A 24,713-nucleotide genomic window follows, 5' to 3' on the forward strand; every position below is an offset into this window, starting at 1 on the left:
CGAATCATACATCAATAAAATTTAAGCTTAATTAAAACATGGAAACTCCTGCAATAATAGCCCAAAAGGCACATGAGCTTTTCCTTAATTACGGCCTCCGGTCTGTTACTATGGATACTATTGCTACTGAACTGGGCATTGGTAAAAGTACCATTTATAAATTTTTTGAAAGTAAGGACGCCTTAGTTGAACATTTTGTTGAACAGGCAATTCAACAAAATACCGGCAACTGTAAAGCATTCATTAAACAAGGCAAGGACCCCATTATTGAATTATTTTTCACAATGATTTATGTGCAGCAGCTGTATCAGGAATTAACCCCTGCTATTTTGCACGACCTGGAAAAAAACCATCATAAGGCCTATTTAGCGGTGATACAGCACAAGGAAGGCTTTATTATTGAAACAATAAAAACAAGTATTGAAAAAGGGATTAAGCAGCAGCTATACCAGGATGATTTTAACGTGGCAGCCATGTCAAGGTTTTTTCTGGAAAGCTTGTTGTTAATTTCGGATAAACAAATATTTTCTGCAACGGCTTATAAATCAATTGATTTAATGGAAGAAATATTCGGACATTTGATCAGCGGGATAGCTACTCCGGCCGGAACAGATGTAATTACCCATTATAAAAATCATTATCGGTTTACAAGTGTAATACCCGCATTGAAACAGCCTTTTTGGGAAGATTAATTTTTTGAGCACTTCTTACTTAATCAGGATCCACAATATTAAATTATCTTACCATGAAAATCATCATCATCGGCGGCGGATTTGGCGGGGTTAACCTGGCACTGGGTTTAGCAGGCAATAAAAGTTATGAGGTTACCTTAGTTGACCGCAACAACTATAATTTTTTCCCACCATTGATATACCAGGTTGCAACCGCATTTTTGGAACCTACCAGTATTAGCTACCCCTTCCGCAAATTATTTTATGGTAAAGCCAACCTGCATTTTCGTTTAGGAACGTTAAAAGAAGTGATGGCCGCCGAAAACAAAATTATACTTGAAGATGGCGAACTAAGCTATGATTACCTGGTTTTTGCCACCGGTGCCGAAACCAGCTATTTTGGTATGGAGAATGTGCGCAAAAATGCCATACCCATGAAAACGCTGAACGACGCGGTTGAAATGCGCAACACCCTGCTGCAACAAATGGAAGAAGCCGCTATAGCACCCAACGATGTTAAAGACAAATACCTGACCATAGTTATAGCCGGAGGAGGCCCTACTGGGGTAGAGGTATCGGGGATGTTTGCCGAGATGAAAACCATTATTTACAAAGAATACCCCGAGCTGGCCGGCCTGGATACTAAAATTTATCTTGTTGACGGTGGGAAGGCATTACTGAAACCGATGAGCGATGCCTCCCAGCAATATGCCTATAATACGCTGACCAGACTTGGGGTGACCGTTAAATTAGGTGTACATGTAAAAGATTACACCGGCGATATGGTTTACCTTGATAATGGCGAGGTTATTGAATCTAAGACCCTGATCTGGGCGGCAGGCGTATCTGCCAAAAAATTTGAGGGCATCCCTGATTCTTGTTACAGCGCAAGCAAAAGAATGATGGTAGATGAGTTTAACCACGTTAGCGGGACAGCAAACATTTATGCTATTGGCGATACCTGCATGCAAACAACTGATAAAAACTATCCCGGTGGCCATCCGCAGGTAGCACAGGTTGCCATACAGCAGGGGAAAACCCTGGCTAAAAATTTCACCTTAATGGCTAAAGGACTTACCATGCAGCCATTTAAATATTTTGACAAAGGCTCAATGGCAATTATTGGCAAAACCAAAGCCGTTGCTGATCTCCCTAAACCTAAAATACATTTTTCGGGCTTTGTAGCCTGGTTAATGTGGCTGTTTATCCACCTTGTATCGCTTATTAAACACCGTAACCGTGCAAAAACTTTCTATAACTGGATGGTAGCCTATTTCACAGGCGATCAATCCTTACGGATGATTATACGGCCTTCTTCAACAAAAACTGGGAATTAGTTTAGAAAATAGCTTTGCCTTGTGACTCTATTTAATCGGCCAATATCCTTTTACTTTTTTGCGTTACGCATCCGGATGAGTGAAAAGTTAAGGCTTGATGCACTTACTTTGGCAGCAATTTCAATTAGCGAGGGCGTAAAACGCAATTCAATATCCCTGGTAAGCAATTCGGGGAGTATGTTTTCTATTTTCTTAACGTTTACAGGTTTTAAAGGCTCATACGAAATGTAATAACCGGCACATTCATCTATCAAAGAAAAGGTATCCGGAGAAAACTCATAACAATATAAAGTTGTTGCCCTGATGGCCTCATACCACCCGGATTCAACTATAATAACATGCCCTGCACTAATACCTCCCATAAACCTTTCTTTATCCGCCGGGCTTGTGGCAGGTGATTGATAAAAAGTTACCCGGGGGCAATTCCGTGGCAATAAATAATTATGCAGCAAGCTTTCAGTAATGGCAAAAACAACATCGCCTTTAATGCCTTCAATAAAAAATAGCGAAGGCCTTGGTATAAACTCCTTTATACCGGACTCTTCGCTAACGTGAAAAAGCCGTTCAGGCCTTTTTAATGAAACCATCGCTAACTGGTTTTCAAATCTTTTGTAAAATACTTTCTTGTTTCTTTAAAACCTTGTCGCTCATAAAACCGGTGTGCATCTTCGCGCCTGATATGGCAGTGCACCTGTATCCTGTCGCATTTGCGTTGTTTGGCCAGCTGGATGCAATGCGCTTCAAGTTTAGCGCCGATTCCTTTACTGCGATAAGCTTTATCAATAGCGAAGTAACAAATAATAGCAAATGCACCCTGCAAACCTATTTGTGGTACAAAGTGGAGCGAAACAAAGCCTGCAACATCCTCGCCTTGCTGATATACCAGCAACTCCTGATCGGGGTGGGCCATCATTTCGGGTAGTTTACCCGCCACAAACCCGTCTTCCGTTGGGTAATCCAACTGATCAAGTAACAACCGGATCGCCGCTGCATCTGTTATCATCGCATTTCTGATCATCTTATGATATTAATAACGCTTAAAAATAAATATTTACTCTAAAAATTTATTTTTAAGCGTTTGCCTTTTTTGCGCGTCAAGGCCAACCTCAACCGTCAAAAAATTATCTACAGATCCATAACGCTTTTTAAGCGCGTTAAAGGTAGCATCCAAGTATTCCTTTTTAGCTTGCAGCATATCTGTGGCTACATCCTTATCCATGTGCATCATGCCTACCATTCCCGAAATCATTTTCTCGTTTTCGGCAGTACGGTAATAATTGGTAGCCAGGTAATCCTGCATTATAGTATTGTAAGGAACGCCCAAAGTATACAACAATAAAGCTGCACCTATGCCAGTACGGTCTTTACCGGCTGTGCAATGGAACAGCAGGCTTTTATCTGTTGGCAAATCAAGCAGTTTACTAAAAAACGGTTTGTACCGCGCAGCAAGCGAATCGGTATTACTATAATAGGCTACCATTACAGAATCGCCTGCGTTGCCTTTTAATTTGGCAATGCCCTTCATCCAATCGTTAAGGCCATCGCTTCCGGCAGGACTCAATATATAATCAACTCCGGGGATGATGCGATCCGGGGCTTTTGCCGATTCCTGGTGCCCGCGCAAGTCAACATCGCAACTGATGCCCTTGTTTTTTAAAACCAAAAGGTCGGCATCGGTAAGTTTACTAATGTCGGCGCTCCTGTAAATCTCTCCCCATTTAACATGGTGGCCGTCGACTGTTTTGTATCCGCCTAAATCGCGAAAATTTGCAGCCCCCTGCAAAACTACATGTCTTTTTACACTATCTGCAACTTGTGCAAAGGTGCTTCCTGCTATCAGCAGCGCACCAAAAAATAATATCCTCTTTTTCATAATTATTAAAATTAAAAAAGCAGGGGCCCCGGCTAAAGTCCCCTGCTCGTTAAAAAAAATTTATTTATCCATTATTTTGTAAGCCAGGTATCTTTAGTCGGGTCGTCGGTACCACCAAATTGTGAACCTAAAGCCGATTGGTAATTTGCTGTATTATAGGCCGATTCGGTAGCAGGATATTGCCAGCGGCGCGGTATTAAATTGTTAGGCGTACCAATACCCGAACCACCTTGTGCAAGTGCCGGAACACCCGTGCGGCGGTAGTTGTAAAATGCTTCCCAACCAGAGTTGTTGTTTAACGAGATATACTTTTGCGTTAATATTTGTTTAAGGCCGGCAGCAGTATTACCTGCATAAGCTACGCTGGCGTAAAAGGCCGAAAGATTAACGGTTGCTGTTCCCCAAACATCGCCTTGTTTTAGGCCCTTAGGGTTAAGCACCGCGCTGGTTAATGAAACCGGGTAGGTAATGGTTAACACTTTCCCATCAGTTATGCCATAATTAGCTAAAGATGCATTGATACCATTTGTGTACCATGTTGCAGCACTTTGGCCTGATACCCATCCAAGGTTTACAGCTTCGGCAATGTTAAAGCACATTTCTGAGTAACCGATAAATACAAACGGCTCGGCATTTACACCAATGTTTGAACTGTAATAACGGGTAAAGTTTGAAAACGAATAACCACCGGCTGTTGATGTTGTTAACAAGGCAGCCTGAGAGATATCAGGATCTGAACCAACAAACGCTGTAAAATCATTTACATTTTTACCACCGGCTACCTGTGCAGGTGCAGGTGTTGCAACTGCAAATATGCGCGGATCGTTAGTTGACGACATCAGGTTGATATAAACACTGCCTACGTTTGCATAGTTGTTGTAAGGATCATAACCCTGTGCAAATGTGGCATACCTGTTTACAGCATTATACTTATAAACCAGGTTATCATTATTTGACGTCATGATTGGATACTGGGTTGGGTTATTGATGATTGTTGCAAATTGGGTTGGTATTGCCAGATCTGAATTATCAGCAGCGCGTTTGCTTAAGCTGATAAGTACCCTTAAACGGTAGGTATTGATCAGTTTTTGCCACTGCAAATAGGTAAAACCATAAATATCGCCCGAATCAAGTACCTGTGAACCCAGTGAAGGATTAGCGGTTATAAGAGCCCCCAATAATGAATTAGCATTATCAAGCAACGCAAGTGCGCTTTTATAAACATCGTGCTGGGTATCATACTTAGGGGTTAAGTTGCTTACACTGCCTGCTGCTGAAAAAGGAATATCACCAACACGCTGCGATAACCATATACCTGAATAGGCCTTAAAAAACTGACCTAATGCATAATATTTATTAGTTTGATTACCCAACTGTGCTGTTGTTTGCTGCTGTAGCTTTAATGCATATTTTAAAATGTCATAGCTATCAGTAGTATTACCAAAGTTGTAGCTGTTGCTACCTCTGTAGTAAGAGTAATTGGCTATGTCAAACTGTGCGGCAACCTGCGATTGTGCAAAAGGCTGCTCTGCCGATCTGATTAAGTTTGCTGTTAATGCATTCAGTAATAAAGTAGGTGGAACTATTGAGCTGGCACCTGCCACATTCGGGTTGTCGATCAGATCTCCTTTCTGACAACCTGTTATAGATACCATGCCTATTGATAACAATAGAGCGAATGGAATTATTGATTTTATCTTCATAAATTTTCTTTAAAATCGATTACACAATTAGAATGTTAAATGGATGTTGAAACCGTAACGACGTGAGGTTGGGCTTTCAAGATCGCTGCCTCCGTTGGTACCAACCAGGGTACGGTCTGAAGCGTTGTAACCCGAAGCATACTGGTCAAGGTCAATGTCTTTACGTGCTGCAAAGTACAGCAGGTTACGCCCAACTATAGATACACTCACTTTTTTGATGAACGAACCTTTCAACATGCTTGCAGGCAGTGAATAGCCAATAGTAGCTTCTCTTAATTTTGCATAAGAGCGGCTGATCATGTAATACTCATCAAAGTTACCTGCGATGCCGCTTGAAATATAACTCTGTACTGTAACAGGCGTTACGTTTGGCGCAAAGGTTAACTGGCTAAGGTTAGTGATCTGTCCGTTAGCATAAGTAGGTGTTCCGCTTACAATATGTACACCCGGGCCAACAAATGCCGGCGTTGCAGATTGTGTACCTTCTTTTGTACTGTTCCATTCAGCTAAACGTGCTGCACCATAAGCGCCTGTTGCTGTTTCAATTGCTGTACCACCATTCATTGCCTGGTAATAAGTTCTGTCATAGATCTTACCGCCTATACGGCCATCAAACTGGAAGCTTAACGAGAAGTTTTTGTAACGGAAGCTGTTGGTAATACCGAATGAAAAATCAGGATTAGCATGGCCCAGGAAACCGTTATTTGCAATACCACCTGGTGATGAGATAGGCAAACCACCGGTTACTTTACCAGTTCCATCAACCGAATAACTGTTAATGATGTTTCCGCTTCCGTCCCTTACAAATTTAGTTCCGTAGATATCATCTAACCTGTCACCAACTTTGTAGTTGTGACCATTTTGCTGCAATAAAGTTTGCGCGCCGTAAATCTCTTTAAGGGTTTCTTTATAGGTAGAATAGTTGGCGTTAATATCCCAGTTTAAGCCATCAGCATTTTTCAGGATACTTCCCATCAATTCAATTTCGAAACCTTTTTTAAGTGTAGTAACACCGTTTACCAACTGGTTGCTAAAGGTTGTTGCTGACGATACCGGCAACTGGAAAATATTAGGACCATTGGTTGTAGTAAAATAAGTTGCGTTTAAACCCAACCTGTTACCTAAAAATTTCGCGTCGAAACCAGCCTCGTAAGATTGAACATCATAAGGCTTGATCTTAGCATTTGCAATGGTATTAGATAAGGAAACCGATGCAGTACCATTGTAATAAGTGGTTGATGCATTTGGCGATTCATTTACATAAGTTGGACCATTATACGGGGTATAAAGTTCTGATCCGTAACCTAATAAACCACTAACTGGTTTTGAGTTCCAGCCGGTACCTAAAGCTGTTGATTGCAAAGCATTGTACGAGCTTCCGATAGTTGGTGAAGTTAAACCGCCTTTTACGTCAGCAAATGAACCACGAATTTTCAGGAACGAAATAAATTCAGGTAATTTAAAGTAATCAGTTAATACACTGCTTAATGAAACAGATGGGTAAAAGAAGGTGTTATTACCTGAAGGAAGCGTAGAAAGGTGATCTACACGGCCAGTAGTATTGATGTTGAAATAGTTTTTGTAACCAGCATCAAATGAATAATAAGCGCTGTTAACCTGCATTTTCGAATCAAAATTGTACGAATATGGCTTTGATGCAGAGTTATTCAGGTTATAAACACCAGGTAATGACAGGTTTTGAGTAGTAGCCCACTCAGAATTGTAAGTAAATGAACGTTCGTTAGCACCACCTAAGGCCGAAACATTCCAGCTACCAAATTTATGGTTGTAGTTTAACAACACATCTGTATTGTTTTCCAGCAAATTACGGCGGTCTTCGCGATAATCACCATACCAGCCAAACTTATACCATGGTAGGTATTGGTTAAGGTTGGCACCTGCAGGTACATCCTCCGTATTGGTTTCGTTATAAGTATCCAGGGCTGAACGTACGCTTAAACTCAAATCCTTAGTGAATTTGTACGTCAGCTTCAATGATCCGTAAATAGTTTCTTTTGTTCTACCTTTTAACCATTGGTCGGCAACAAAATAAGGGTTATTCAAACGGCCGTATTCCTGTGCATATTGGGTTAATCCGGGTACGCCTTGTGGACCCTGGTAAACATTTTTTAATGATCTTACATCATAATCTGCCGATCCATAAACCTTAAACATGTAAACATAGCTTTGCGGGCTATAATCAACATCCGGAATGTTTGGCGAATATTGCTCATTAAGGTTTAAATCTGCATCCACACGAAGTTTAGGCGAAATATCATACCCGGCAGATAATTTAAAATTATCAATGTTTAATTTAGTGTTAGGGAAATCGCCCTGCTGATAGGTGTGGCCGTATGACGTATGAATATCATAGTTCGATCCGCTGGCTGCTACCGATAATGTATTGGTAGTAGTGTAACCGGTTTGAACAAAATTATTGAAGTTGTTGGCACCACGGGCAAGCCAAGGTGTTTTTTGTCTTATACCTGTTACCAAATCATAAGGGCTGTCATACTGCTGTGTTTGGAACACGCCATCAAAACGTGGACCCCACTCAGGTAAACGCTGGGTGTTATCATACAATACGTTACCGTAAGTGTAAGCAAAACCTGTTCCGCGGCCATATTGTGTTTGGCTTTGTGGCAATACTAAAAAGCCTTTTTCAGCTTCGGTTGTGCTGTTAAAATCAATTTGCCAGCCTTTTTTATCTTTAGTACCTTTTTTAGTAGTGATAATAATGGCACCGTTAATACCTCTAAAACCGTAAAGAGCCGCCGCATTTGGGCCTTTCAAAACAGTATAGGTATCAATGTCATCAGCGTTGAAATCGTAAGTGTCTGATTCCACCGGCTCGCCATCTACTACGTAAAGGATGTCTTTACTACCACGTAAAACAACGGTTGGTGCGCCGCCAAATTCAGCATTGGCACCAATATTTAAACCGGCAATTTTACCCGATAAGGAGTTTAAAGGATTTGCATCCCTTGCGGTGGTCATCTCGTCGCCTTTAACCTGCGATTGTGAGTAACCAAGTTTTTGAAATTCTTTTTTTACACCTAAGGCTGTAACTACAACCTCGGTTAGCGCTTTGCTATCCTGCGCAAGCTGGATAGATACAAAGGCATCATTAATAACAGACTCCTGGGTTACATAACCTATTGATCTGAAAACAAGCGTTTGCCCTTTTTCAACAGCTATGGTAAAACGCCCTTCAACACCTGTAACAGTGCCTTTAACGCTACCTTTTATAACAACTGTAACACCTGGTAAAGGCTGGTTGTTGTTGTCTAAAACAATCCCCCTAACCGGTATGGTTTGGGCAAAAAGACTGCCGCAGAGCATAAGCAAGGCCACCATTAATAGTAGCGACCGTGAATTTTTAAGTAAGTTTCTTTTCATTTGCGATTTATTTATCGCACAAAATTACCCCCGCGTTGTTATCGTAACAGGCGTGTTACAATATCAAAAAGTTAACAAATTCTAAATAAACAGGCCAAAATCCAACAAATATTAACGTTATATAACCCTTATATTATTAAATAATCAGTAAGCAATATTTTAGCTTTTACGCAAACCGGATTTTATTGCATTCCATCTATTAAATATTATTAATCATATATTATTCAGTATTGCTCCTAATATCAATGTGGCGCCAGCCTGTTATACTATTTAATTTCGCGGTTAAACGGATATTTTTTTAATGCCAATTCCGTATCGGTAACTAATTTATAATTCCTTAACAATTCCTTATTCCTATACCTATGTATGTTTAATAAGTTAGCCAGCGGTAAACTATTTTTTAAATACCCCTTAAATAATTACGCATGAAACGCAGAGATTTTGTTAAAAATGCCGCTTTAACGGCCATAGGTACCTCTTTGGTAGCACCGCTAAGCGCATTAGCTGAAATGCCGGTTACACATTTAAGCAGCGACGACGTAACTCCGCGTGCCGCACTAAGCAATGATTTCCCCTTAAATTTTATGGCCGTTGGCGATTGGGGGCGCAATGGCGAATATGATCAGCAGGAGGTTGCCAAGCAAATGGGCTTATGGGGAGCGGCGCATCCCAACAATTTTGTAATTTCAGTAGGCGATAATTTTTACCCTTTAGGCGTAATCAGCGAAAACGATCCTCAGTTTCATTATTCGTTCGAAAACATATATACAGCACATTCTTTGCAATGCGATTGGTTCCTGATTTTAGGTAATCATGATTACGGGACAGACCCGGATGCCCAGGTGAGGTACAGCAAAGTAAGCCGCCGCTGGAACATGCCGGCTAAGTATTATACTAAGGAAGTGGCGCTTGGCAGCGAAAATGATAAGGCGCTTTTTGTGATGATAGATACCGACCCCGTGCTGTTTGAAACAAAAAAAGACTATGTTGCCAAACAACTCGACTGGATAAATGATACCCTGGCCAACGCCGCCGCAAATATAAAATGGAAAATTGTTGTGGGCCATCACCCTTTTTACACTGTAGGCCCGCGTATAAATAACTATGATACATTAACCGTAAGAAAAGTAATGGCCGATGTGTTTGAAAAGCATAAGGTTGATGTTTTTCTTTCGGGGCACGATCACTCTTTACAGCATTTAAAGCCCGAAGGTTACACGCATCAGTTTATATCAGGCGCCGGTTCGGAGCTTACCCCGGTACATACCGGCATTCCTTATAGCCGCTTCCAGGCCTCAGAACACGGCTTTATGTATTTTTCGGTAGATAAAAACAGGTTCCATGCTAAAGTGATCAACATGCAGGGAACGGTGCTGTATGAAACAGAATTGAAAAAAGCCTGATCGAAAATGATCAGGTAGAAAGCCTTGCGGTATAACGCTGTTTAATTACGAGTTGAAAACTCGCGGGAGCGGAGAAGGACAAAAGGATAAACCGAAAACCAAATATAGAAATCAATAACTATGACACCAGAAACAGGATTGATAATTTGGTCGATAATAACTTTGATAGTTATAATATCTATCTTTTGGCTGATTGGGAAGATCGTCAAAAAAAGAAAAGCAAATAAAATATAATTAATAGTTTGGTCTAATACGTATATAGCCTCTTAATTAGACTACAAAACTCGAACTCTTTTATGGCTGATTTGCATTGTGAGACAGGTTTAGAGGATGATTATCAGCAATTTTTAGTATTTGTTTTTTTGATAATTATTTATATTCTTTAACTTTCGAAACATCAATTTCAAACAGTATTGGATCGACAGTTTGTTCTTTTACAGCTATAACATCATACGTTTTAATTGATAAAATATTTTTGTGCGAACTGCCATAATGAACTGCTTTAAATTTCAAATAAAAGGCACCCGACTCTTCGGTGACTTTGTTAAAGAATCCAAGATTCCAGTTTTTAAAATGTTCTTTATCAATATTTAAATAGCCTCTTGAAAATACAAAGACAAAATCTGTGTAAGTGGTGGAGTCTTTTCCGGGATACTTGGAGCTTAATTCGATGCTTTCACACTTTTTTGAAAATATTTGATCATTAATCTTTTTTACTTTAAAGTTGTCCAGCTTTTCAACTGGAAAATTCAGGTTGACTTGATATAAGGTATCCGAAGTATTCAGCATAAATAAGCGTAATGGCTTCTCTCCAAAATAATAATCTTTAACTATGTGAGGCATTGGCGATGCGTCTGAATGAATGTTAACATAATTTCCGTTAGCATAAAACAATTGCACAGTATCATCTATATTAATATGCCCATCACTGATTTTGCTAATTTCATGATAAGTAACTACCCCTTCAAATTCTTTTTTGCCCGTGTTGTGCTGTTGTTCTTTTTTGAATTTACATCCAAATTGGAAAACAAGAATTATTGATGAAAGCAATATTGCAATTAAGGTTTTAAGCATAATACTATGCTACAAAAGAAAAATAAAAAGGCCCTGACTTTAATCTAAAGGCTTTCTAATCTTTCCCATACCGCTCCTATGGATGGGTGTAAATGTGGCCCTTAGACTACTAAACTCGAACTCTTTTATGGGTGATTTGCATAGTGCGGCGGGATTGGAGAATGATTTTTAATTCAATCCGTAACACTATTATTAATTAGCATTTTTCGTCGTAAGTTTTCTTTTGTAAAAGAAAGTAGCTGTAAATAAAATGGGCAACAACAAAATTATTACTCTGATTATTTTTTGACTTTCAGATATACAAGGTGGGCATGGCGATCCTACTTTACAGGGTTCACACAAAGGTTGTGCATAAAAATATAACCAAATTAAAAACGCCTCTACCACTAAAAAAATATTAAAATATTTTTCCTTTTAATCGGTTTGTCATGCATGGTTTACTAAGTTATAATAAATTCAACAAAAAAGCCTCTAGATTTTCATCTAAAAGCTTTTAAATAATATTTCCCATGACGTTCCCATGGATGGGTATAAATGTGGTCGCGACCAAAAGGAGGTAACTCTATGTAGAATTTAAAATTTTAAATTATCTGAGTTGAATTTATTTATACCTTATATTAGGACTAACTGGATGCTTCGGTAGGCTATAGAATAGAAATCAAACAGGCAAAATGGAATCAACATTACTGATATGAAAACTCGTTTTAAAATATTGATGAGAATTGCCTCACTGAACTTTAAAGCAGTTAATAAAATTTTTATCATCATTTTTTGTCTTTCAGTTAGCCATCATGTCGCTTTAAGCCAGTCGAAGCAATTGCACGACACACTTTTAAAGATAAAAACCTCGTACGATAGCCTTAATAAAATAGCCCCTAATGAAAAAATCTACTTGCAATTTGACAAACCTTATTATGCCATTGGCGATACCATATGGTTTAAGACGTACCTTTTAAATTCTTTTTTAACTGCATCCGACAAAAGCGGTATCATCAATATAGACATAGCCAACGACAGCAGCACGTTGATTAAACATTACAGGATACCTGTACAAAACGGCCTTGGTTGGGGAAACCTGAGCCTTAGCGAAAAAGAAGGTTTTATCCCGGGGTCTTACACTATCCACGCCTACACAAACTGGATGCGTAATTTGGGGCAGGAGCACTTCTTTAGCAAAAGCTTTTACATCGCAGGTAGCGGCGAAAACGAATGGCTGATAAATAAGCAGTTGAATGAACCAACACGTAACGGTGATACTGTAAAAGTTAAGTTATTGCTTAACGATATAAACAAAATACCGGCTGCCAACAAAACAGTACGATTGCAGGTAATGGCAGGCGAAAAACACCTGTACAAACAAGTTATGCAAACTGATAATAACGGTTTACTAAATGTAAATTTCAAGGCCCCAAACAAAGCCCGTAACTTAAGTATTATTGCCGAAAGTATACCTGCTGGTAAAAAGGCAGTTATACCCGTTATTTTAAATTTACCACAAGATATAGACGTTCAATTTCTGCCAGAAGGAGGATACCTTGTGGCCGGTTTAACTGCACATGTAGGTTTTAAAGCCATTGGCGAAGATGGTAAAGGGATCGCTGTTTCGGGTATAATTACCACGCATGACAAAAAACAGGTAGCCGAATTCAAAACCTTTCGCTATGGCATGGGCAGCTTTGACCTGGCCGTGCAAAATGGCGAAACATATACAGCAAAAGTAACCCTTCCCAATGGTACTACTAAAGAATACCCTTTACCAGTTATAAAAGCTTCTGGTACTTCCTTAAGAATAGGAAACCTACTGCAAAGTGATTCATTGGAAGTATCTGTTTTTGCCACCAATGACCTCACTCGTCACAACAATAGTTATTTTTTAATTGGTAAAGCGCGTGGTGTTATATGTTATGCGGCTATTTTCAACTTTAATGATGGTGGCTTTATCAAAAGAAAAATTGCGAAAAGTCTATTTCCAACTGGCATAACACATTTAGAGGTGATGACTGCCGACAAACGACCATTGCACGACCGGATGATTTATATCGATCATCATGATAATTTTAATATAGAATTCAAACCAGACCAATCAAATTACGCTCCCCGGGATAGTATAGCGCTAAAAATAAACGTCACAGATAAAGCGGGAAAACCAATTGCCGGAAATTTTTCGATGGCTGTTACTGACGATGCATTGGTTAAAACAGATACATTAAACAATGCAGATATATTCACCCAAATGCTACTAACTCCGGAATTAAAGGGATATATTGATCAGCCCGGCTATTATTTACTATCAAAAACCGCCGAATCCTGGCAAGCACTTGACAATCTGCTGCTAACACAGGGTTGGGTAGGATATGATTGGGAGCTTAAATTTAATCCACACACCTTAACATACCAACCCGAGCATGAAATTGCAGTAAACGGACACGTTTTTAACTTGTTTCATAAGCCTGTTAAGGGAACTAATGTACTTTTATTTTCAAAATCCCCGTCCATCTTAATGGACACAATAACTGACAACTATGGCAGGTTTACTTTTCATCATTTCCCAAGAGCTGATACACCAATATTCGTATTGAAAGCAGTAAATAAAAATGGAAAAAGTTTTAATGTTGGCATTGCTATAGATGAAACGGAACCGTTTATTTTTCCCAAGATAAATACACCTGCAATAATACCCTGGTATATAGATACTGACACCACCCTGCTTACCTATTCTAAAAATAATTCATTAGTTACACAACAAGAATATTTGCCTTTGGGCGGGCACATACTGAAAGAAGTAAAAATATCAGAAAAGAAAATAGTCAAAGGCTCACAAAATTTAAATGGACCAGGCAGTGCAGATATGGTGATGGATGAGAAAGATTTGGAAAAAGCACTAAAGAAAAATTGGTTTCAACTACTTGAAGAAAATGTTAAAGGTTTCAGGGAAATGGAATTACCACCTCACTATCCGCGTTGGTTTTATATCCACTTTCAAAAAGTGTTTTTTTCAATAGACGGAGTATTTTTAAATAACATATACCCATCGCTTGATTTCACGACACTCAAAACTTATTTGCAATCACATAATGCTGAAGATATAAAAGGAATTGAGCTAATGTCATCATCGCAATACAGTGCAAAATATAAAGGACGGTTCCTTCCAACTGCACTATTGATGGATATGGATCTTACACAAAATGATGTAGCATTTGTTGAAATAACTACCCGCTCGGGTCACGGCCCGATTATAGATAACACACCCGGCATGTATCTTTATAAACCCTTACCCCTTAGCTGGCCTAAACAATTTTACAAACCAAAATACAGTGTTCAAGATATGCTTAAGCATTCGCCGGATTTACGGTCAACGATCGACTGGGAGCCAAATATAGTGACAAATGCTAATGGGGAAGCGAAAGTATGGTTTTGTGCAGCCGATAAACCAACAACTTATACGATCATTATAGAGGGCACAGATATGAATGGCGGCCTTGGATATAAAACAAGAAAGATCACAATAGCCACAAAAAAGGATAAGGCGAAACGAACTAATTAAAGCGTAAAGTTTAATAGAATAAACGTCAAATTGGCTTAAATAAAATCATTAGAACTCAATTTGAAGCGTTAAAATATCCCCTATTACGCAAAAAACCCAGTAATTATGAGGGATTACTGGGTTTTTAGTGGTCCCGACGAGAATAACCTTGTACTCTCAATACCGTGACTTTCAATATTTTATAGTGGCTTAAATTACGTACTCACCGAATTACTCACCGCTTTTTTGATACAGATTAATTGCAAATTTTAGGTTGTAAAGATCGCTATTTTGCCATCATTTCCCAAAAAAAAAGCACATATATTGTACAATAGTTTTGCCGAGAACCTTCGTGGGCACTTTCCAGCTTTAGAAACTCCCGATTTAAAGATGAAAATATTCGAATGCTTTTTCTAAATTTTTATAGCTTAAAGTTTTTGTTTATATAGCTTTGTACAACAATACACTTGCAGAAAAGTTGCATAAATTAATGCTGGTAATACTAAGCTATTTTTGAACGTAGTGACTTCTGACCCGGCTCAGCGTCTCTCTTGAAACGCCAAGATACGAGGCTATCATATGCAAAGGAATACGATGAAAAATATCCGGAAAGCGGGTGATGAAATTTTGATATTTTTCTTCTGCTGTGTAACTAATATTGCTCATAACCCGATTTTGAATGGCATCATAGCTCTTCGCTAACAGGCTGTCGACAAATTTCTTGAATTTGGGTATGGTTGTCAATAGATTGATAAAGTCCGGTTTATTAATCAAAATAACCTCGCAGTTTTCCAGAGCATCAATATTACATTTGGACGGCGTACCGTTATTAAAACTTTCCCGGTCGCTCATCCACCAGTTTTCCACGGCAAAACGGAGGATATGCTCCACGCCATTGTCCCCCACACCGTACATACGCAGGCAACCTTTTACAATAAAGCAGCTATAATGGCATACATCACCTTCCTGAAGAAGATATTGTCTTTTTCTAATATTTCTTTCGATACAAACCACCCGAATAGCTTCAATTTCATCCGCATTCAGATCTGCTCTTTCTCTTAAATAATTTTCGAATGCTTTAAACATGCCCATTTGTATTTTACAAAAATATTTAAAATTGCCCTAAAGCGCAATAAAACTGAATGTACAGTTATTAAAGCAATTGATTCGGTTATCAAATAATCGATCTTTTCAAGTCTGTAGTTGTCAATTGGCAATACTACGTCGAAAAGGAATAACCGTGACATTTATCACGCGTATTTTACGTCATATCTCCTTGTCCCACATGAACTCATTAGTCGACCTTTGTCCCAAATTAAATATTAAGATCATGAGACTAAAAAATAAAGTAGCCGTTATAACCGGCGGAAATAGCGGCATCGGATTTGGTATCGCTAAAGAGTTTTTCTTAGAGGGAGCTAAAGGAGTAATTGTCGGTCGCACGCAGGAAACCCTGGACAGTTCTTTAGCACAGCTTGGCGATAGCTTTATCGCAATTAAAGCGGATGTGACCAATCAGAAAGATCTTGACCGTGTATTTAAGCAGACACATGAAAAATTCGGAAAGATAGATATCGTGGTTGCCAATGCCGGCGGTGCGGCCACCGGGGCAAAATTGGGATCAGTAGCGGAAATTGGTGAGGCCGATTATGACAAGACGATGGACCTGAATTTGAAAAGCGTTTACTTTACAATTCATAAAGCGCTTCCTTATATGAATGACGGCGGCTCGGTCGTAATGATCGGTTCGAACGCGGCACACATTGGTTTACCTGCATTATCGCTATACGGCGGTGCAAAAGCTGCGCTCATTGCGTGGGCCAGGGGCTTTTCACTTGATCTGCTGGAACGCAAAATAAGGTTTAATGTGGTTTCTCCTGCTGCTATTGACACACCGGTATTCGAGAAGTTTGTTGAGCCAGATCAGGTTGAAGCCGTTAAAAAGCAGTTAGTGCAAGGCATCCCAATGGGCCGTATAGGACAACCCCTCGATGTCGCAAAGGCAGTTGTGTTTTTGGGTTCAGACGAATCATCATTTGTGCTTGGCACCGAGATTCTTGTCGATGGAGGCTCGGTTAACCTTCAGCCGTTTAAGTAAGATCATAACCCTACAAAGAAGTGACAGATTCCGTTTGCTTTAGGAAGTTTAGCGCAGGGGCAATTGAGTGTCTTTGCGCTAATGTCCTTATCAACTTAACCAACTTGCAAGCGTATTTGCATTTTAAAAAGAATCCTAAAATGAGATTAAAAGATAAAATAGCCGTTATCAGCGGCGGCACAAGTGGCATTGGACTTGCCATTGCCAAACGTTTTGTAGAAGAAGGCGCGGAAATATTTATTTTCGGCAGAAGAAGAGATGCCTTAGATGAAGCGGTCAGAGTTATCGGCGGCAATGTTACAGCCATTCAGGCCGATGCCTCGAATCTGAAAGACCTTGATCATGTCACTGATGTTGTCAGGAAAGCAAAAGGTAAAGTAGACATTTTGGTGTCGAATGCAGGATTTACTGAGCAAGTCCCGCTTCGTGAAATTACAGAGGATCATTATGACCGCACATTTGATTTGATGGCCAAAGGCCCTCTATTCCTTACGCAAAAAATGCTACCGCTAATGGATAGCGGAAGTTCAATCATTCTCGTTTCTTCGGCGATGCATTATATGGGCCTTGCCAACCACTCTGCTTATGCCGGTGCTAAAGCGGCGCTGCGGTCATTTGTACGTACCTGGGCAGCAGAGTTTAAAGATAACGGTATTCGCGCCAACCTTTTAAGCCCGGGTCCATTTCCCACTGCAATTATGGAAGCCCAGGCAAATACTTCTGAAGAGCTTGACGCTCTTCAGAAGTATTACGCAAATTTCGTCCCAATGCTTAGACTTGGGCGTGTAGAGGAAGCAGCGGCAGCAGCAGTTTTTCTTGCCTCTGATGAGAGTTCTTTCATGACTGGATCTGATGTGGTTGTCGACGGGGGAATCAGTAATGTTTGATATCTGCGGAATATGATAAGTAAAAGAACTGAATAAAATGGAAGCTTAAGGATTGATAAACAGTAAGGCTTACGCAACCGTTACGCCCACTGTTGAAAATTCCCTAACTGAAAAAAGTCGGGCGCTAAAAGATGTCATTGCAGAACTTGAAAAGTGGGCTGAAATATTTTTATCGTAGTCGGTCCTATGCTCAGAAAATTATCTTTAATTGTTAATTTTTGCAAATGGTTTGCAAATCTGTATTTGCGTTGGTCAAAAATTAGAAATCCGGACCAACGCAAGCGATAAAGATTGTCATCTTGTCTTAAATCTGCTTTAATATTAAAAAATACGGGGGAATAATTGACCTGTATGGGCTTTATAATTTGCAAAACCGTCATGCCTTGACATGGATTGATCCTTCTTATTCATATTGTAAAAGAAATAAATTATCCACCCGCCCAGGTTCAATAACGGAAGCCAGTGCCAGGATAATAAGGTTAGACCTAGGTAAATCAAGATTTCACCCAAATAATTGGGATTTCTTGTTGTGGTGAAAAGACCATCTTCAATCAGTCCTTTTTGAACCTTTAAAACAAAGTACTTTTGTGCATCACCCACATAATGGAAAAAGATGCCAATTACGAAAATACAGGGAGCGACCGCAAAAGCCCATTGCGGAACTTCGCTATGTTGTGAAATTAATAAATAGGGTGCAAGGCAATAGCCTTCCAGAAGTATAAATAGCACGATGGCCGCTCTTAACGGTATTTTTTGCCCGAAATTTTTGTCAGGATAAATGTTTTGCTTGACAAGCCATAACATGGTATAAGTCCCGTGGAGACTAAGATATAGAAACGCTGCTGCGCTCCAGTTATTAAAATACCACATCATTAATAATACGAGCGGAGTAACTAATATTTTATGGGTATTGATTGTTGCATTAACTGATACTTTCATTTGATTTTAAGATGAATGATTTTGAAAAATATTTTAACTTATAATTAGTACGTGATCTGTTTCTTTTTGTTAAATCAAATGTAGTGCACCGCAGAGGTACTCACCCGTAACATATGTTACAAAGCATAAGGCCTGCATTGAATTAATTATCCCTCGCATATTGATCAATATCGGCATAGCCTGCCATTCATTCCAGAAGACACGCTCGCCTTCTTTTATATAATGGGGTGTTTAGTCAGGCAAAAAAATTATATTCATCCCATGGAACCGGATATTGAGATTTACAGGAAAGTAATTAATGAGCTAAATCCAAAAGTTTCGGCAGATGAATGGGATTATTTTAAAACCGGATTAGCGGTACAGAAACTTAAATCCGGTGAATTTTTTATTGAATCCGGAAAAAGAAATCATTTGCTTGGGTTTGTAACGAGCGGGCTTATCAGAGCGTTTTATATCAACGATCTGGGCGAGGACATAACGACATTATTTATCAAAGAATTCGAGTATGCCACTGATTATCCGTCTTTACTGGTCAAAAAGCCGAGCCGCTATAATTTTCAATGCCTGGAACCTACGACGGTAGTTACCATGTCCTACCTCCATATTCAAAACGGATATGAAAAATTTATTGGTTTTGAACGTAATGGACGTTTGATAGCGGAAGACGTTTTAAAACGGCAACAAAGCCGGATTGAAAGCTTTCAGTTTGATAACGCAGAGCATCGATACCTGGAATTTGTAAAAAACAATCCTGAACTCTTCAACCGGATATCGCTAACTCATTTATCTTCCTATTTGGGCATAGAGCGACCATCTTTAAGTCGCATTCGAAGAAAAATTGCCGGTTTATAAATAAAAGATATATGAAAGCCTGAAGGAATAGTATGTCTTCTCGTACAGTATTATCTTCTATAAAAATATGCAATTGCAGATTCCATTGTAAAGTCATCGTTCGATTACTAATAACATTAATGCTAAAAACCTGTAGAGTTTCTTTTGGTTATAGCTTCTTCAGTTCTGGGTATAAAATTTTCTTTTAAATTCAATTCAGCTTGGGCTTGAACTTCCTCAATAAATGGCCGTAAATTGTTGTTATAAGCCTGAAAAGCCAACTCAAAGTCTCCGTTATATTTTTGCAAAGCATCCGCTAATGCCCCGGCCCCGCTTACTGCCAATGAAGCACCCATCCCCGCAGCGGGCGAAGCGCAATAGGCTGCATCCCCGACCAAGGCCACCCTCCCTTTTGTCCATGACGGCATTTTAATCTGGCAAAATTTATCAAAGTAAAAATTTTTAGAATGTTGCAGTTCTTCCAGTAATTCTGCGGTTCTCCAGCTTTGACCGTCAAACTTTTCCAGAATAATATTTCTTTGCTGGTCTGTATCACGGTAATCGTAAGTTATTTCTTTTTCTGAATTGAAACAAAAAATAATATCGGTCTTATTATTGTAAGCGTTTAGCATAATAGCCTTGTTTGGCACATTGTACATTTGCATGGTGTTTTGTTTTATTAGCAATTTGTTTAGAATGGTAATAGATGAATAAGCTCCCAGAAAATGTGAGTATTCATTTTCGTGACCAAACCATATTCTTCTCACGACGGAGTGAATACCGTCACAGCCAATCACTAGGTCAAAAGTCCGCTCAGGGCTACTTTTAAATACAACCTTAATGCCGTCCTTTGTTTCGTTTAACGCGGTGACGCTTTCATTAAAAATAAATTCAACTTCATTATTCAACTTGTCTAATAGTATACGCACGAATTTATCCCGTTCAATTTCTATTTCATCAATTGCATTTTCATCCTTTTCGCCCTTTACCGAAATTGAATTTTCTGTTACATCGGTAGCATTTTTAAACTCAATCAATTCCACACTCAAAGCGTTTGATTTCAATTGCTCATAAATCCCCATTTGCTTAACCACATCAACGGTAGGCCCCTTTATATCAACCGCGCCGCCGGCAGTTCGGGGTTCGTTAGCCATTTCAACAACAGTTACATTGTATCCTAATTTGTTCATCCACAAAGCGGTTGAAAGGCCTGCCATACTCGCACCTGAAACGAGCACATTATTTTCTTTTATCGATCCCATTTTATAAGAGTTTGTTTTGCAGTTCAAAAGAACAACCTATAATCTGGGTAACCAATGTCAATACAAAGTAGGTATTGTACTAATCGAGGTTTTTATTCCGGAAAACTAATGGCGGCATCCCGACAGCTTTATGAAAAAGTTTTGAAAAATAAGGATAATCATCGTAGCCCAGTTGAGAAGAAATTTCTTTTACAGACTTATCGGAGTGATAAAGCAAACGTTTTGCTTCTAAAATAATACGTTGCTGTATGTGATTGGAAACGGGGTAGCCTGTCGCATTTTTCACGCATTCGTTTAAATAGGGAGTACTTATGTTTAGTTTTTGAGCATATGCTGCTGGGCTCTTGATGCTGATATAATTACTTTCCAATAATGATTTAAAGGCATCTGCAACAAGTTTAAATCGTGATAGCGATTCCGCCGATTTACCTAATGCCAAATATCGTGAAATAACCAGTGAGATTAATGCGTTGCAGCTATCTTTTAAAGATGAATGATAAAGTCTATCGTTTTTACGTTTTAAAAATTTGATACAAAGAGATACCGCTTCGGAAATTAAGGAAAACGTCTCCTGCTCCAACACTAAGGGTTTTGCCGGCGTGAAGCTTTCCAGCAACCTCAGATATTCCGGATGCAGACTTTCATTATTGATCGCCCAACTGGTAACTGTTACATTTTCAAATCTTAAAACACGATGCACCTGGTCGGGATGCATGTATACTATTGAAAACGGCTTAATTTCGAATTTTTGAAAATCAATTTCAACGACAACTGTTCCCTTTTCAAGTAAAAAGAAGGAATGACGATCTTCCCTATGCGCTATCCTTGCTTCGTCTGAAGAATTTAATATCGTTTCTTCTGATTTGCTAAAGTTTAATCTTTCAAACGCAATACCCGAATCGAAATGATCGGCAATTGTATTTACCGGAATAACCCTATTTTTCTTAGCCATATTTTAATTTATTTGTTCTCACTTAAAGATTGTTTTATGCTTGCTCAAACCAAGAATTATAAATCACTGAATAGTTTGTTTTCTGAAATCCTGTTGATAAATTATTTTCTGACGGTTGCCAAGTTTAATAGACTTGATTTCACCTGCTCCTTCAAACCCAATTCCAATTCCGACAATTTTACCAATATCCTGAGCAATTAATCCCGAATAAACGACTCTATCATTGAGCGATATTTTTATATGGCTATTTTGAATGCTACAGGAAAGATGCTGAAAAGAATTAAAATCACATCCAAATGCGCTAAGATCGTGGTCTTTACCATCTATTGTCACTCTGCCTAAAGACAGGTTAAGTGTGGCAATACAGCCTTTGTCTGAAAGCGGGATGGATATCTCGTTTTCCGTTCCAACAATTTCGACCGATGCTTTCCGACAGGACGATTGTTCAGGAGCGGATGTATTTCGTAAAGTACTCTCAAAATTAAGATCATGCCCGCTAACCCCTTCAAAGTAGCGGAAATTATACAAGTGCACCCAGGAATCGTTTAAAACGCTTGATCCTTTCAGTTTTATAAATGTTTGGCTCTTTATCCCCAAACCATCGGGCAATTTGGTCGAATCGGTATTGACGTAAATAGGTGTAGGACTTTTGTCAATAATTTCCATCCAGCCCGCTGTTTTTATAAACACGCTTGTCGTTTTCCTTACCTGTCCATCGGCTACCAGCTTTGCATTGAAGTATCCCGGATAATAATACACAGAAGTGTGTTGTTTCTTATTTTTATCCAACTTTTCAGTACGCTTCGGGTCCCAGCTTTGCTGCAGATATATCTCGTTTGCCGGATCAGTAGAAGCGTCATAATTGAAAACAACGGAATTGGGCATTTGATCGGAAACGACCCTGCTTTCAAAAACTTCCTTCATCGCGTCATATTTATTTGTATTGACCGAAGTTTTAAAAAGTTTTGTTATGAACAATATCATTAACCCTGCGCACACTACGACCATCGTGGTAAGAAGTGGGCGTCTATAAATCATGTAACTACTTCGTATTTCATGCGCTGAACGTTTACCCTCAAAACTATTTTCGTCCATCCTTTTTTTGAAGGCTCTCCAATCTTCCAAATCCAGCGCATGGGCTAAAACATTAAGGGTAGCGATTGTTGGTGTACTCTTATATTGCACCTTACCCCATAACCTCTTTAAAGTCGATAAGCTTAAGCGGGTATTAGTTTTGGAAAAAATAATTTCACTCAATTTTTCAAAATCATACTCACTCCAGGTATCACTGCTTTCCCAGCCTAAAGATTTTTCAAAAAGTTCCCGCCATAAGCGAATGTATGGCTCTTCTTTGCCCATGCTAATCTGTTATATTAATTCGCTGATGTTACCAATCTGGTATAATTCAAAATTAGCGAAACTACACCGTCCCGGCAATATTATAAGTAACTGGCAAATAATGCGATGGAACTTGAACCGAAGTTGAACACTGCTTGAATTGCCGCAGAAAAAAGGAAACTCGAACTTTGCAGCATGAAAAATAATTCAATGCTGCGCACGGTAGAAGTCCGTTATATGATGATATTAATGCTATTGATTGTATTCGCTTTTAAAAGCTCTGCAACAATGGGTCAAACCCTTTACATAGATGCTTTAAAAGGAAAAAACAATGCCAAAGGAACAGTTAATGATCCCCTACTATCCCTTGACGAGACTGTGTTAAAAACAAATAGTTTTAAAGGCAATGAACCTGTGACCATAAAGCTGAACCCCGGTTTATATACGGTTACCCACAAACTTATCTTAAAAACAGCCGGATCGGCTGCCGGTAAGGAGCCGTATACCATCGAGGCTGTTACTTTGCCTGACGATAAAGCATGGCAACCGACCAGTATGCCGGTGATCCTTTGTATATCAGGCAATAATGCCGACTACGAATTTGCTCATTGCGAGGGAATGTCTGTCTTCCAAAACAATATAAATATTAGAGGTCTGAAATTTGTCGGTAATCCAAATACAAGCGTACATTACTACTATCCAATAGGCCGGCACGATAAAACGTTAAGCGGGTTGAATGTTACGCAATGCCTTTTTATCGGCGAAGCGAATTCTTCAGCAATTCAAAGTGCGTTTTGGGTCGCCGGCCAGGGAATCCATGTAGACCATTGTATCTTTCATAATAGTAAGATCGCTTTTGTGCTCAGCGGGAATATCAACGGCTTTTCGTTGACGCATTCCATCATTGACGGTGCTTATAATACTGCTATATGGTATGGATTTGACGGAACGCAGCCAAAATTTACCTTCAAAAATAACATTGTTACCAATTGCTATTATGTGATGGTCTATCCTGTAGAAAACGGGCAACCTGCTTACACATTCAGTGATTCTTATATTACCAATAATAAAAACTACTTGGGTTATTATCCAAAGGCACAGGATAGATTTTTTTCCGAACCAAAAAAGCACATAAAAGAAATCAATATCAAAAAAACAGGGATATTAGAACTTGCAGATGTCAAAGATGACGGAATTACCAAGGACAATCTTAATCCGACCAAAAATTCAGCAGGGAAAAGTACTGGTGCCGGAATATTTATGAAATAAATGATATAGCGGTAAGACGATGCCTGAAGCGTTTTACTCTTACTTTTCAAAACAAAATTATTTCCTGTTTTCAATTTCAGAAATAACCAAAAAAGGGCGGGTTGAATTGTTTAAGTTTATATAAAATAAGGTCAAGTCCCTTTAATTGATCTTA

At 39.1% G+C, this 24,713-nt stretch carries 20 protein-coding genes; 9 read left to right on the plus strand and 11 right to left on the minus strand.

All coding sequences use genetic code 11. From position 1 onward, the window contains the following. The first annotated feature begins 38 nt into the window (after nt 1-38). Nucleotides 39-692, plus strand: a complete 654-nt coding sequence (locus ACQY4U_RS01930) for a TetR/AcrR family transcriptional regulator (RefSeq protein WP_428327677.1) — start codon at nt 39-41, stop codon at nt 690-692. 53 nt (nt 693-745) lie between these two features. Continuing rightward, the gene (locus ACQY4U_RS01935) at nt 746-2,008 is read left to right on the plus strand and encodes an NAD(P)/FAD-dependent oxidoreductase (RefSeq protein WP_428327679.1); all 1,263 of its coding nucleotides are present in this window, start codon (nt 746-748) and stop codon (nt 2,006-2,008) included. A 50-nt stretch (nt 2,009-2,058) separates the two neighbouring features. Here ACQY4U_RS01935 and ACQY4U_RS01940 read toward each other — a convergent pair whose 3' ends face one another. The 5 genes from ACQY4U_RS01940 to ACQY4U_RS01960 form a co-directional block, all read right to left on the minus strand. Continuing rightward, nucleotides 2,059-2,595 (minus strand): DUF6886 family protein, encoded by a 537-nt coding sequence (locus ACQY4U_RS01940; protein WP_428327680.1) that lies wholly within the window; start codon nt 2,593-2,595, stop codon nt 2,059-2,061. 2 nt (nt 2,596-2,597) lie between these two features. Beyond that, on the minus strand, nt 2,598-3,026 hold the full coding sequence (locus ACQY4U_RS01945) for a GNAT family N-acetyltransferase (protein ID WP_428327681.1): 429 nt from the start codon (nt 3,024-3,026) through the stop codon (nt 2,598-2,600). Nucleotides 3,027-3,059: 33 nt separating this feature from the next. Continuing rightward, nucleotides 3,060-3,881, minus strand: coding sequence for a tyrosine-protein phosphatase (locus tag ACQY4U_RS01950; RefSeq protein ID WP_428327682.1), 822 nt, complete (start codon nt 3,879-3,881; stop codon nt 3,060-3,062). Nucleotides 3,882-3,952: 71 nt separating this feature from the next. After that, nucleotides 3,953-5,584 (minus strand): SusD/RagB family nutrient-binding outer membrane lipoprotein, encoded by a 1,632-nt coding sequence (locus ACQY4U_RS01955; protein WP_428327683.1) that lies wholly within the window; start codon nt 5,582-5,584, stop codon nt 3,953-3,955. A 27-nt stretch (nt 5,585-5,611) separates the two neighbouring features. Next, a complete protein-coding gene (locus tag ACQY4U_RS01960; RefSeq protein ID WP_428327684.1) occupies nt 5,612-8,983 on the minus strand; it encodes a SusC/RagA family TonB-linked outer membrane protein in 3,372 nt (1,123 codons plus the stop codon). A 425-nt stretch (nt 8,984-9,408) separates the two neighbouring features. Between ACQY4U_RS01960 and ACQY4U_RS01965 the strand changes: the two genes are divergently transcribed. After that, complete coding sequence (locus ACQY4U_RS01965; protein WP_428327685.1) at nt 9,409-10,386, plus strand: metallophosphoesterase; 978 nt, start codon at nt 9,409-9,411, stop codon at nt 10,384-10,386. 369 nt (nt 10,387-10,755) lie between these two features. Here ACQY4U_RS01965 and ACQY4U_RS01970 read toward each other — a convergent pair whose 3' ends face one another. Beyond that, nucleotides 10,756-11,460: a hypothetical protein gene (locus tag ACQY4U_RS01970; protein ID WP_428327686.1), complete on the minus strand. Its 705-nt coding sequence runs from the start codon at nt 11,458-11,460 to the stop codon at nt 10,756-10,758. A 691-nt stretch (nt 11,461-12,151) separates the two neighbouring features. Here ACQY4U_RS01970 and ACQY4U_RS01975 point away from each other — a divergent pair. Further along, complete coding sequence (locus tag ACQY4U_RS01975) at nt 12,152-15,004, plus strand: hypothetical protein (protein ID WP_428327687.1); 2,853 nt, start codon at nt 12,152-12,154, stop codon at nt 15,002-15,004. Between the two features lie 486 nt (nt 15,005-15,490). Here the strand turns inward: ACQY4U_RS01975 and ACQY4U_RS01980 are convergent, their stop codons facing one another. Then, the gene (locus ACQY4U_RS01980; protein WP_428327688.1) at nt 15,491-16,069 is read right to left on the minus strand and encodes a Crp/Fnr family transcriptional regulator; all 579 of its coding nucleotides are present in this window, start codon (nt 16,067-16,069) and stop codon (nt 15,491-15,493) included. A gap of 244 nt (nt 16,070-16,313) precedes the next feature. Here ACQY4U_RS01980 and ACQY4U_RS01985 point away from each other — a divergent pair, with 244 nt between their 5' ends. The 3 genes from ACQY4U_RS01985 (at nt 16,314) to ACQY4U_RS01995 (ending at nt 18,146) form a co-directional block, all read left to right on the plus strand. Next, nucleotides 16,314-17,081, plus strand: a complete 768-nt coding sequence (locus ACQY4U_RS01985) for a glucose 1-dehydrogenase (protein WP_428327689.1) — start codon at nt 16,314-16,316, stop codon at nt 17,079-17,081. Between the two features lie 140 nt (nt 17,082-17,221). Further along, nucleotides 17,222-17,968, plus strand: a complete 747-nt coding sequence (locus ACQY4U_RS01990) for an SDR family NAD(P)-dependent oxidoreductase (protein ID WP_428327690.1) — start codon at nt 17,222-17,224, stop codon at nt 17,966-17,968. A gap of 52 nt (nt 17,969-18,020) precedes the next feature. Beyond that, nucleotides 18,021-18,146, plus strand: coding sequence for a winged helix-turn-helix transcriptional regulator (locus ACQY4U_RS01995; protein WP_428327691.1), 126 nt, complete (start codon nt 18,021-18,023; stop codon nt 18,144-18,146). 143 nt (nt 18,147-18,289) lie between these two features. Here the strand turns inward: ACQY4U_RS01995 and ACQY4U_RS02000 are convergent, their stop codons facing one another. After that, a complete protein-coding gene (locus ACQY4U_RS02000) occupies nt 18,290-18,907 on the minus strand; it encodes a DUF1295 domain-containing protein (RefSeq protein ID WP_428327693.1) in 618 nt (205 codons plus the stop codon). Nucleotides 18,908-19,168: 261 nt separating this feature from the next. Here ACQY4U_RS02000 and ACQY4U_RS02005 point away from each other — a divergent pair, with 261 nt between their 5' ends. After that, nucleotides 19,169-19,759, plus strand: coding sequence for a Crp/Fnr family transcriptional regulator (locus ACQY4U_RS02005; protein WP_428327694.1), 591 nt, complete (start codon nt 19,169-19,171; stop codon nt 19,757-19,759). A 122-nt stretch (nt 19,760-19,881) separates the two neighbouring features. Here the strand turns inward: ACQY4U_RS02005 and ACQY4U_RS02010 are convergent, their stop codons facing one another. From ACQY4U_RS02010 to ACQY4U_RS02020, 3 genes are all read right to left on the minus strand, one after another. Further along, a complete protein-coding gene (locus ACQY4U_RS02010; protein WP_428327695.1) occupies nt 19,882-21,000 on the minus strand; it encodes an FAD-dependent monooxygenase in 1,119 nt (372 codons plus the stop codon). A 79-nt stretch (nt 21,001-21,079) separates the two neighbouring features. Beyond that, nucleotides 21,080-21,952 carry a helix-turn-helix domain-containing protein gene (locus tag ACQY4U_RS02015; RefSeq protein ID WP_428327696.1) on the minus strand — a complete coding sequence of 291 codons (873 nt, stop codon included), beginning with the start codon at nt 21,950-21,952 and terminating at the stop codon, nt 21,080-21,082. Nucleotides 21,953-22,015: 63 nt separating this feature from the next. Continuing rightward, nucleotides 22,016-23,311: a hypothetical protein gene (locus tag ACQY4U_RS02020; RefSeq protein ID WP_428327697.1), complete on the minus strand. Its 1,296-nt coding sequence runs from the start codon at nt 23,309-23,311 to the stop codon at nt 22,016-22,018. 174 nt (nt 23,312-23,485) lie between these two features. On the opposite strand from ACQY4U_RS02020, the gene ACQY4U_RS02025 reads away from it, so the two are divergent. Next, nucleotides 23,486-24,559, plus strand: a complete 1,074-nt coding sequence (locus ACQY4U_RS02025) for a hypothetical protein (RefSeq protein ID WP_428327698.1) — start codon at nt 23,486-23,488, stop codon at nt 24,557-24,559. Nucleotides 24,560-24,713: the final 154 nt, after the last annotated feature.

The organism is Mucilaginibacter sp. (genome assembly GCF_965277465.1).
In the GTDB taxonomy this organism is placed as follows: Bacteria; Bacteroidota; Bacteroidia; order Sphingobacteriales; family Sphingobacteriaceae; genus Mucilaginibacter.

What these genes read in the sequence shown, in the direction of transcription:
- ACQY4U_RS01930 (WP_428327677.1), top strand. Translation starts at nt 39, where the DNA reads ATGGAAACTCCTGCAATAATAGCCCAAAAGGCACATGAGCTTTTCCTT.
- ACQY4U_RS01935 (WP_428327679.1), top strand. Translation starts at nt 746, where the DNA reads ATGAAAATCATCATCATCGGCGGCGGATTTGGCGGGGTTAACCTGGCA.
- ACQY4U_RS01940 (WP_428327680.1), bottom strand. Translation starts at nt 2,595, where the DNA reads ATGGTTTCATTAAAAAGGCCTGAACGGCTTTTTCACGTTAGCGAAGAG.
- ACQY4U_RS01945 (WP_428327681.1), bottom strand. Translation starts at nt 3,026, where the DNA reads ATGATCAGAAATGCGATGATAACAGATGCAGCGGCGATCCGGTTGTTA.
- ACQY4U_RS01950 (WP_428327682.1), bottom strand. Translation starts at nt 3,881, where the DNA reads ATGAAAAAGAGGATATTATTTTTTGGTGCGCTGCTGATAGCAGGAAGC.
- ACQY4U_RS01955 (WP_428327683.1), bottom strand. Translation starts at nt 5,584, where the DNA reads ATGAAGATAAAATCAATAATTCCATTCGCTCTATTGTTATCAATAGGC.
- ACQY4U_RS01960 (WP_428327684.1), bottom strand. Translation starts at nt 8,983, where the DNA reads ATGAAAAGAAACTTACTTAAAAATTCACGGTCGCTACTATTAATGGTG.
- ACQY4U_RS01965 (WP_428327685.1), top strand. Translation starts at nt 9,409, where the DNA reads ATGAAACGCAGAGATTTTGTTAAAAATGCCGCTTTAACGGCCATAGGT.
- ACQY4U_RS01970 (WP_428327686.1), bottom strand. Translation starts at nt 11,460, where the DNA reads ATGCTTAAAACCTTAATTGCAATATTGCTTTCATCAATAATTCTTGTT.
- ACQY4U_RS01975 (WP_428327687.1), top strand. Translation starts at nt 12,152, where the DNA reads ATGAAAACTCGTTTTAAAATATTGATGAGAATTGCCTCACTGAACTTT.
- ACQY4U_RS01980 (WP_428327688.1), bottom strand. Translation starts at nt 16,069, where the DNA reads ATGTTTAAAGCATTCGAAAATTATTTAAGAGAAAGAGCAGATCTGAAT.
- ACQY4U_RS01985 (WP_428327689.1), top strand. Translation starts at nt 16,314, where the DNA reads ATGAGACTAAAAAATAAAGTAGCCGTTATAACCGGCGGAAATAGCGGC.
- ACQY4U_RS01990 (WP_428327690.1), top strand. Translation starts at nt 17,222, where the DNA reads ATGAGATTAAAAGATAAAATAGCCGTTATCAGCGGCGGCACAAGTGGC.
- ACQY4U_RS02000 (WP_428327693.1), bottom strand. Translation starts at nt 18,907, where the DNA reads ATGAAAGTATCAGTTAATGCAACAATCAATACCCATAAAATATTAGTT.
- ACQY4U_RS02005 (WP_428327694.1), top strand. Translation starts at nt 19,169, where the DNA reads ATGGAACCGGATATTGAGATTTACAGGAAAGTAATTAATGAGCTAAAT.
- ACQY4U_RS02010 (WP_428327695.1), bottom strand. Translation starts at nt 21,000, where the DNA reads ATGGGATCGATAAAAGAAAATAATGTGCTCGTTTCAGGTGCGAGTATG.
- ACQY4U_RS02015 (WP_428327696.1), bottom strand. Translation starts at nt 21,952, where the DNA reads ATGGCTAAGAAAAATAGGGTTATTCCGGTAAATACAATTGCCGATCAT.
- ACQY4U_RS02020 (WP_428327697.1), bottom strand. Translation starts at nt 23,311, where the DNA reads ATGGGCAAAGAAGAGCCATACATTCGCTTATGGCGGGAACTTTTTGAA.
- ACQY4U_RS02025 (WP_428327698.1), top strand. Translation starts at nt 23,486, where the DNA reads ATGAAAAATAATTCAATGCTGCGCACGGTAGAAGTCCGTTATATGATG.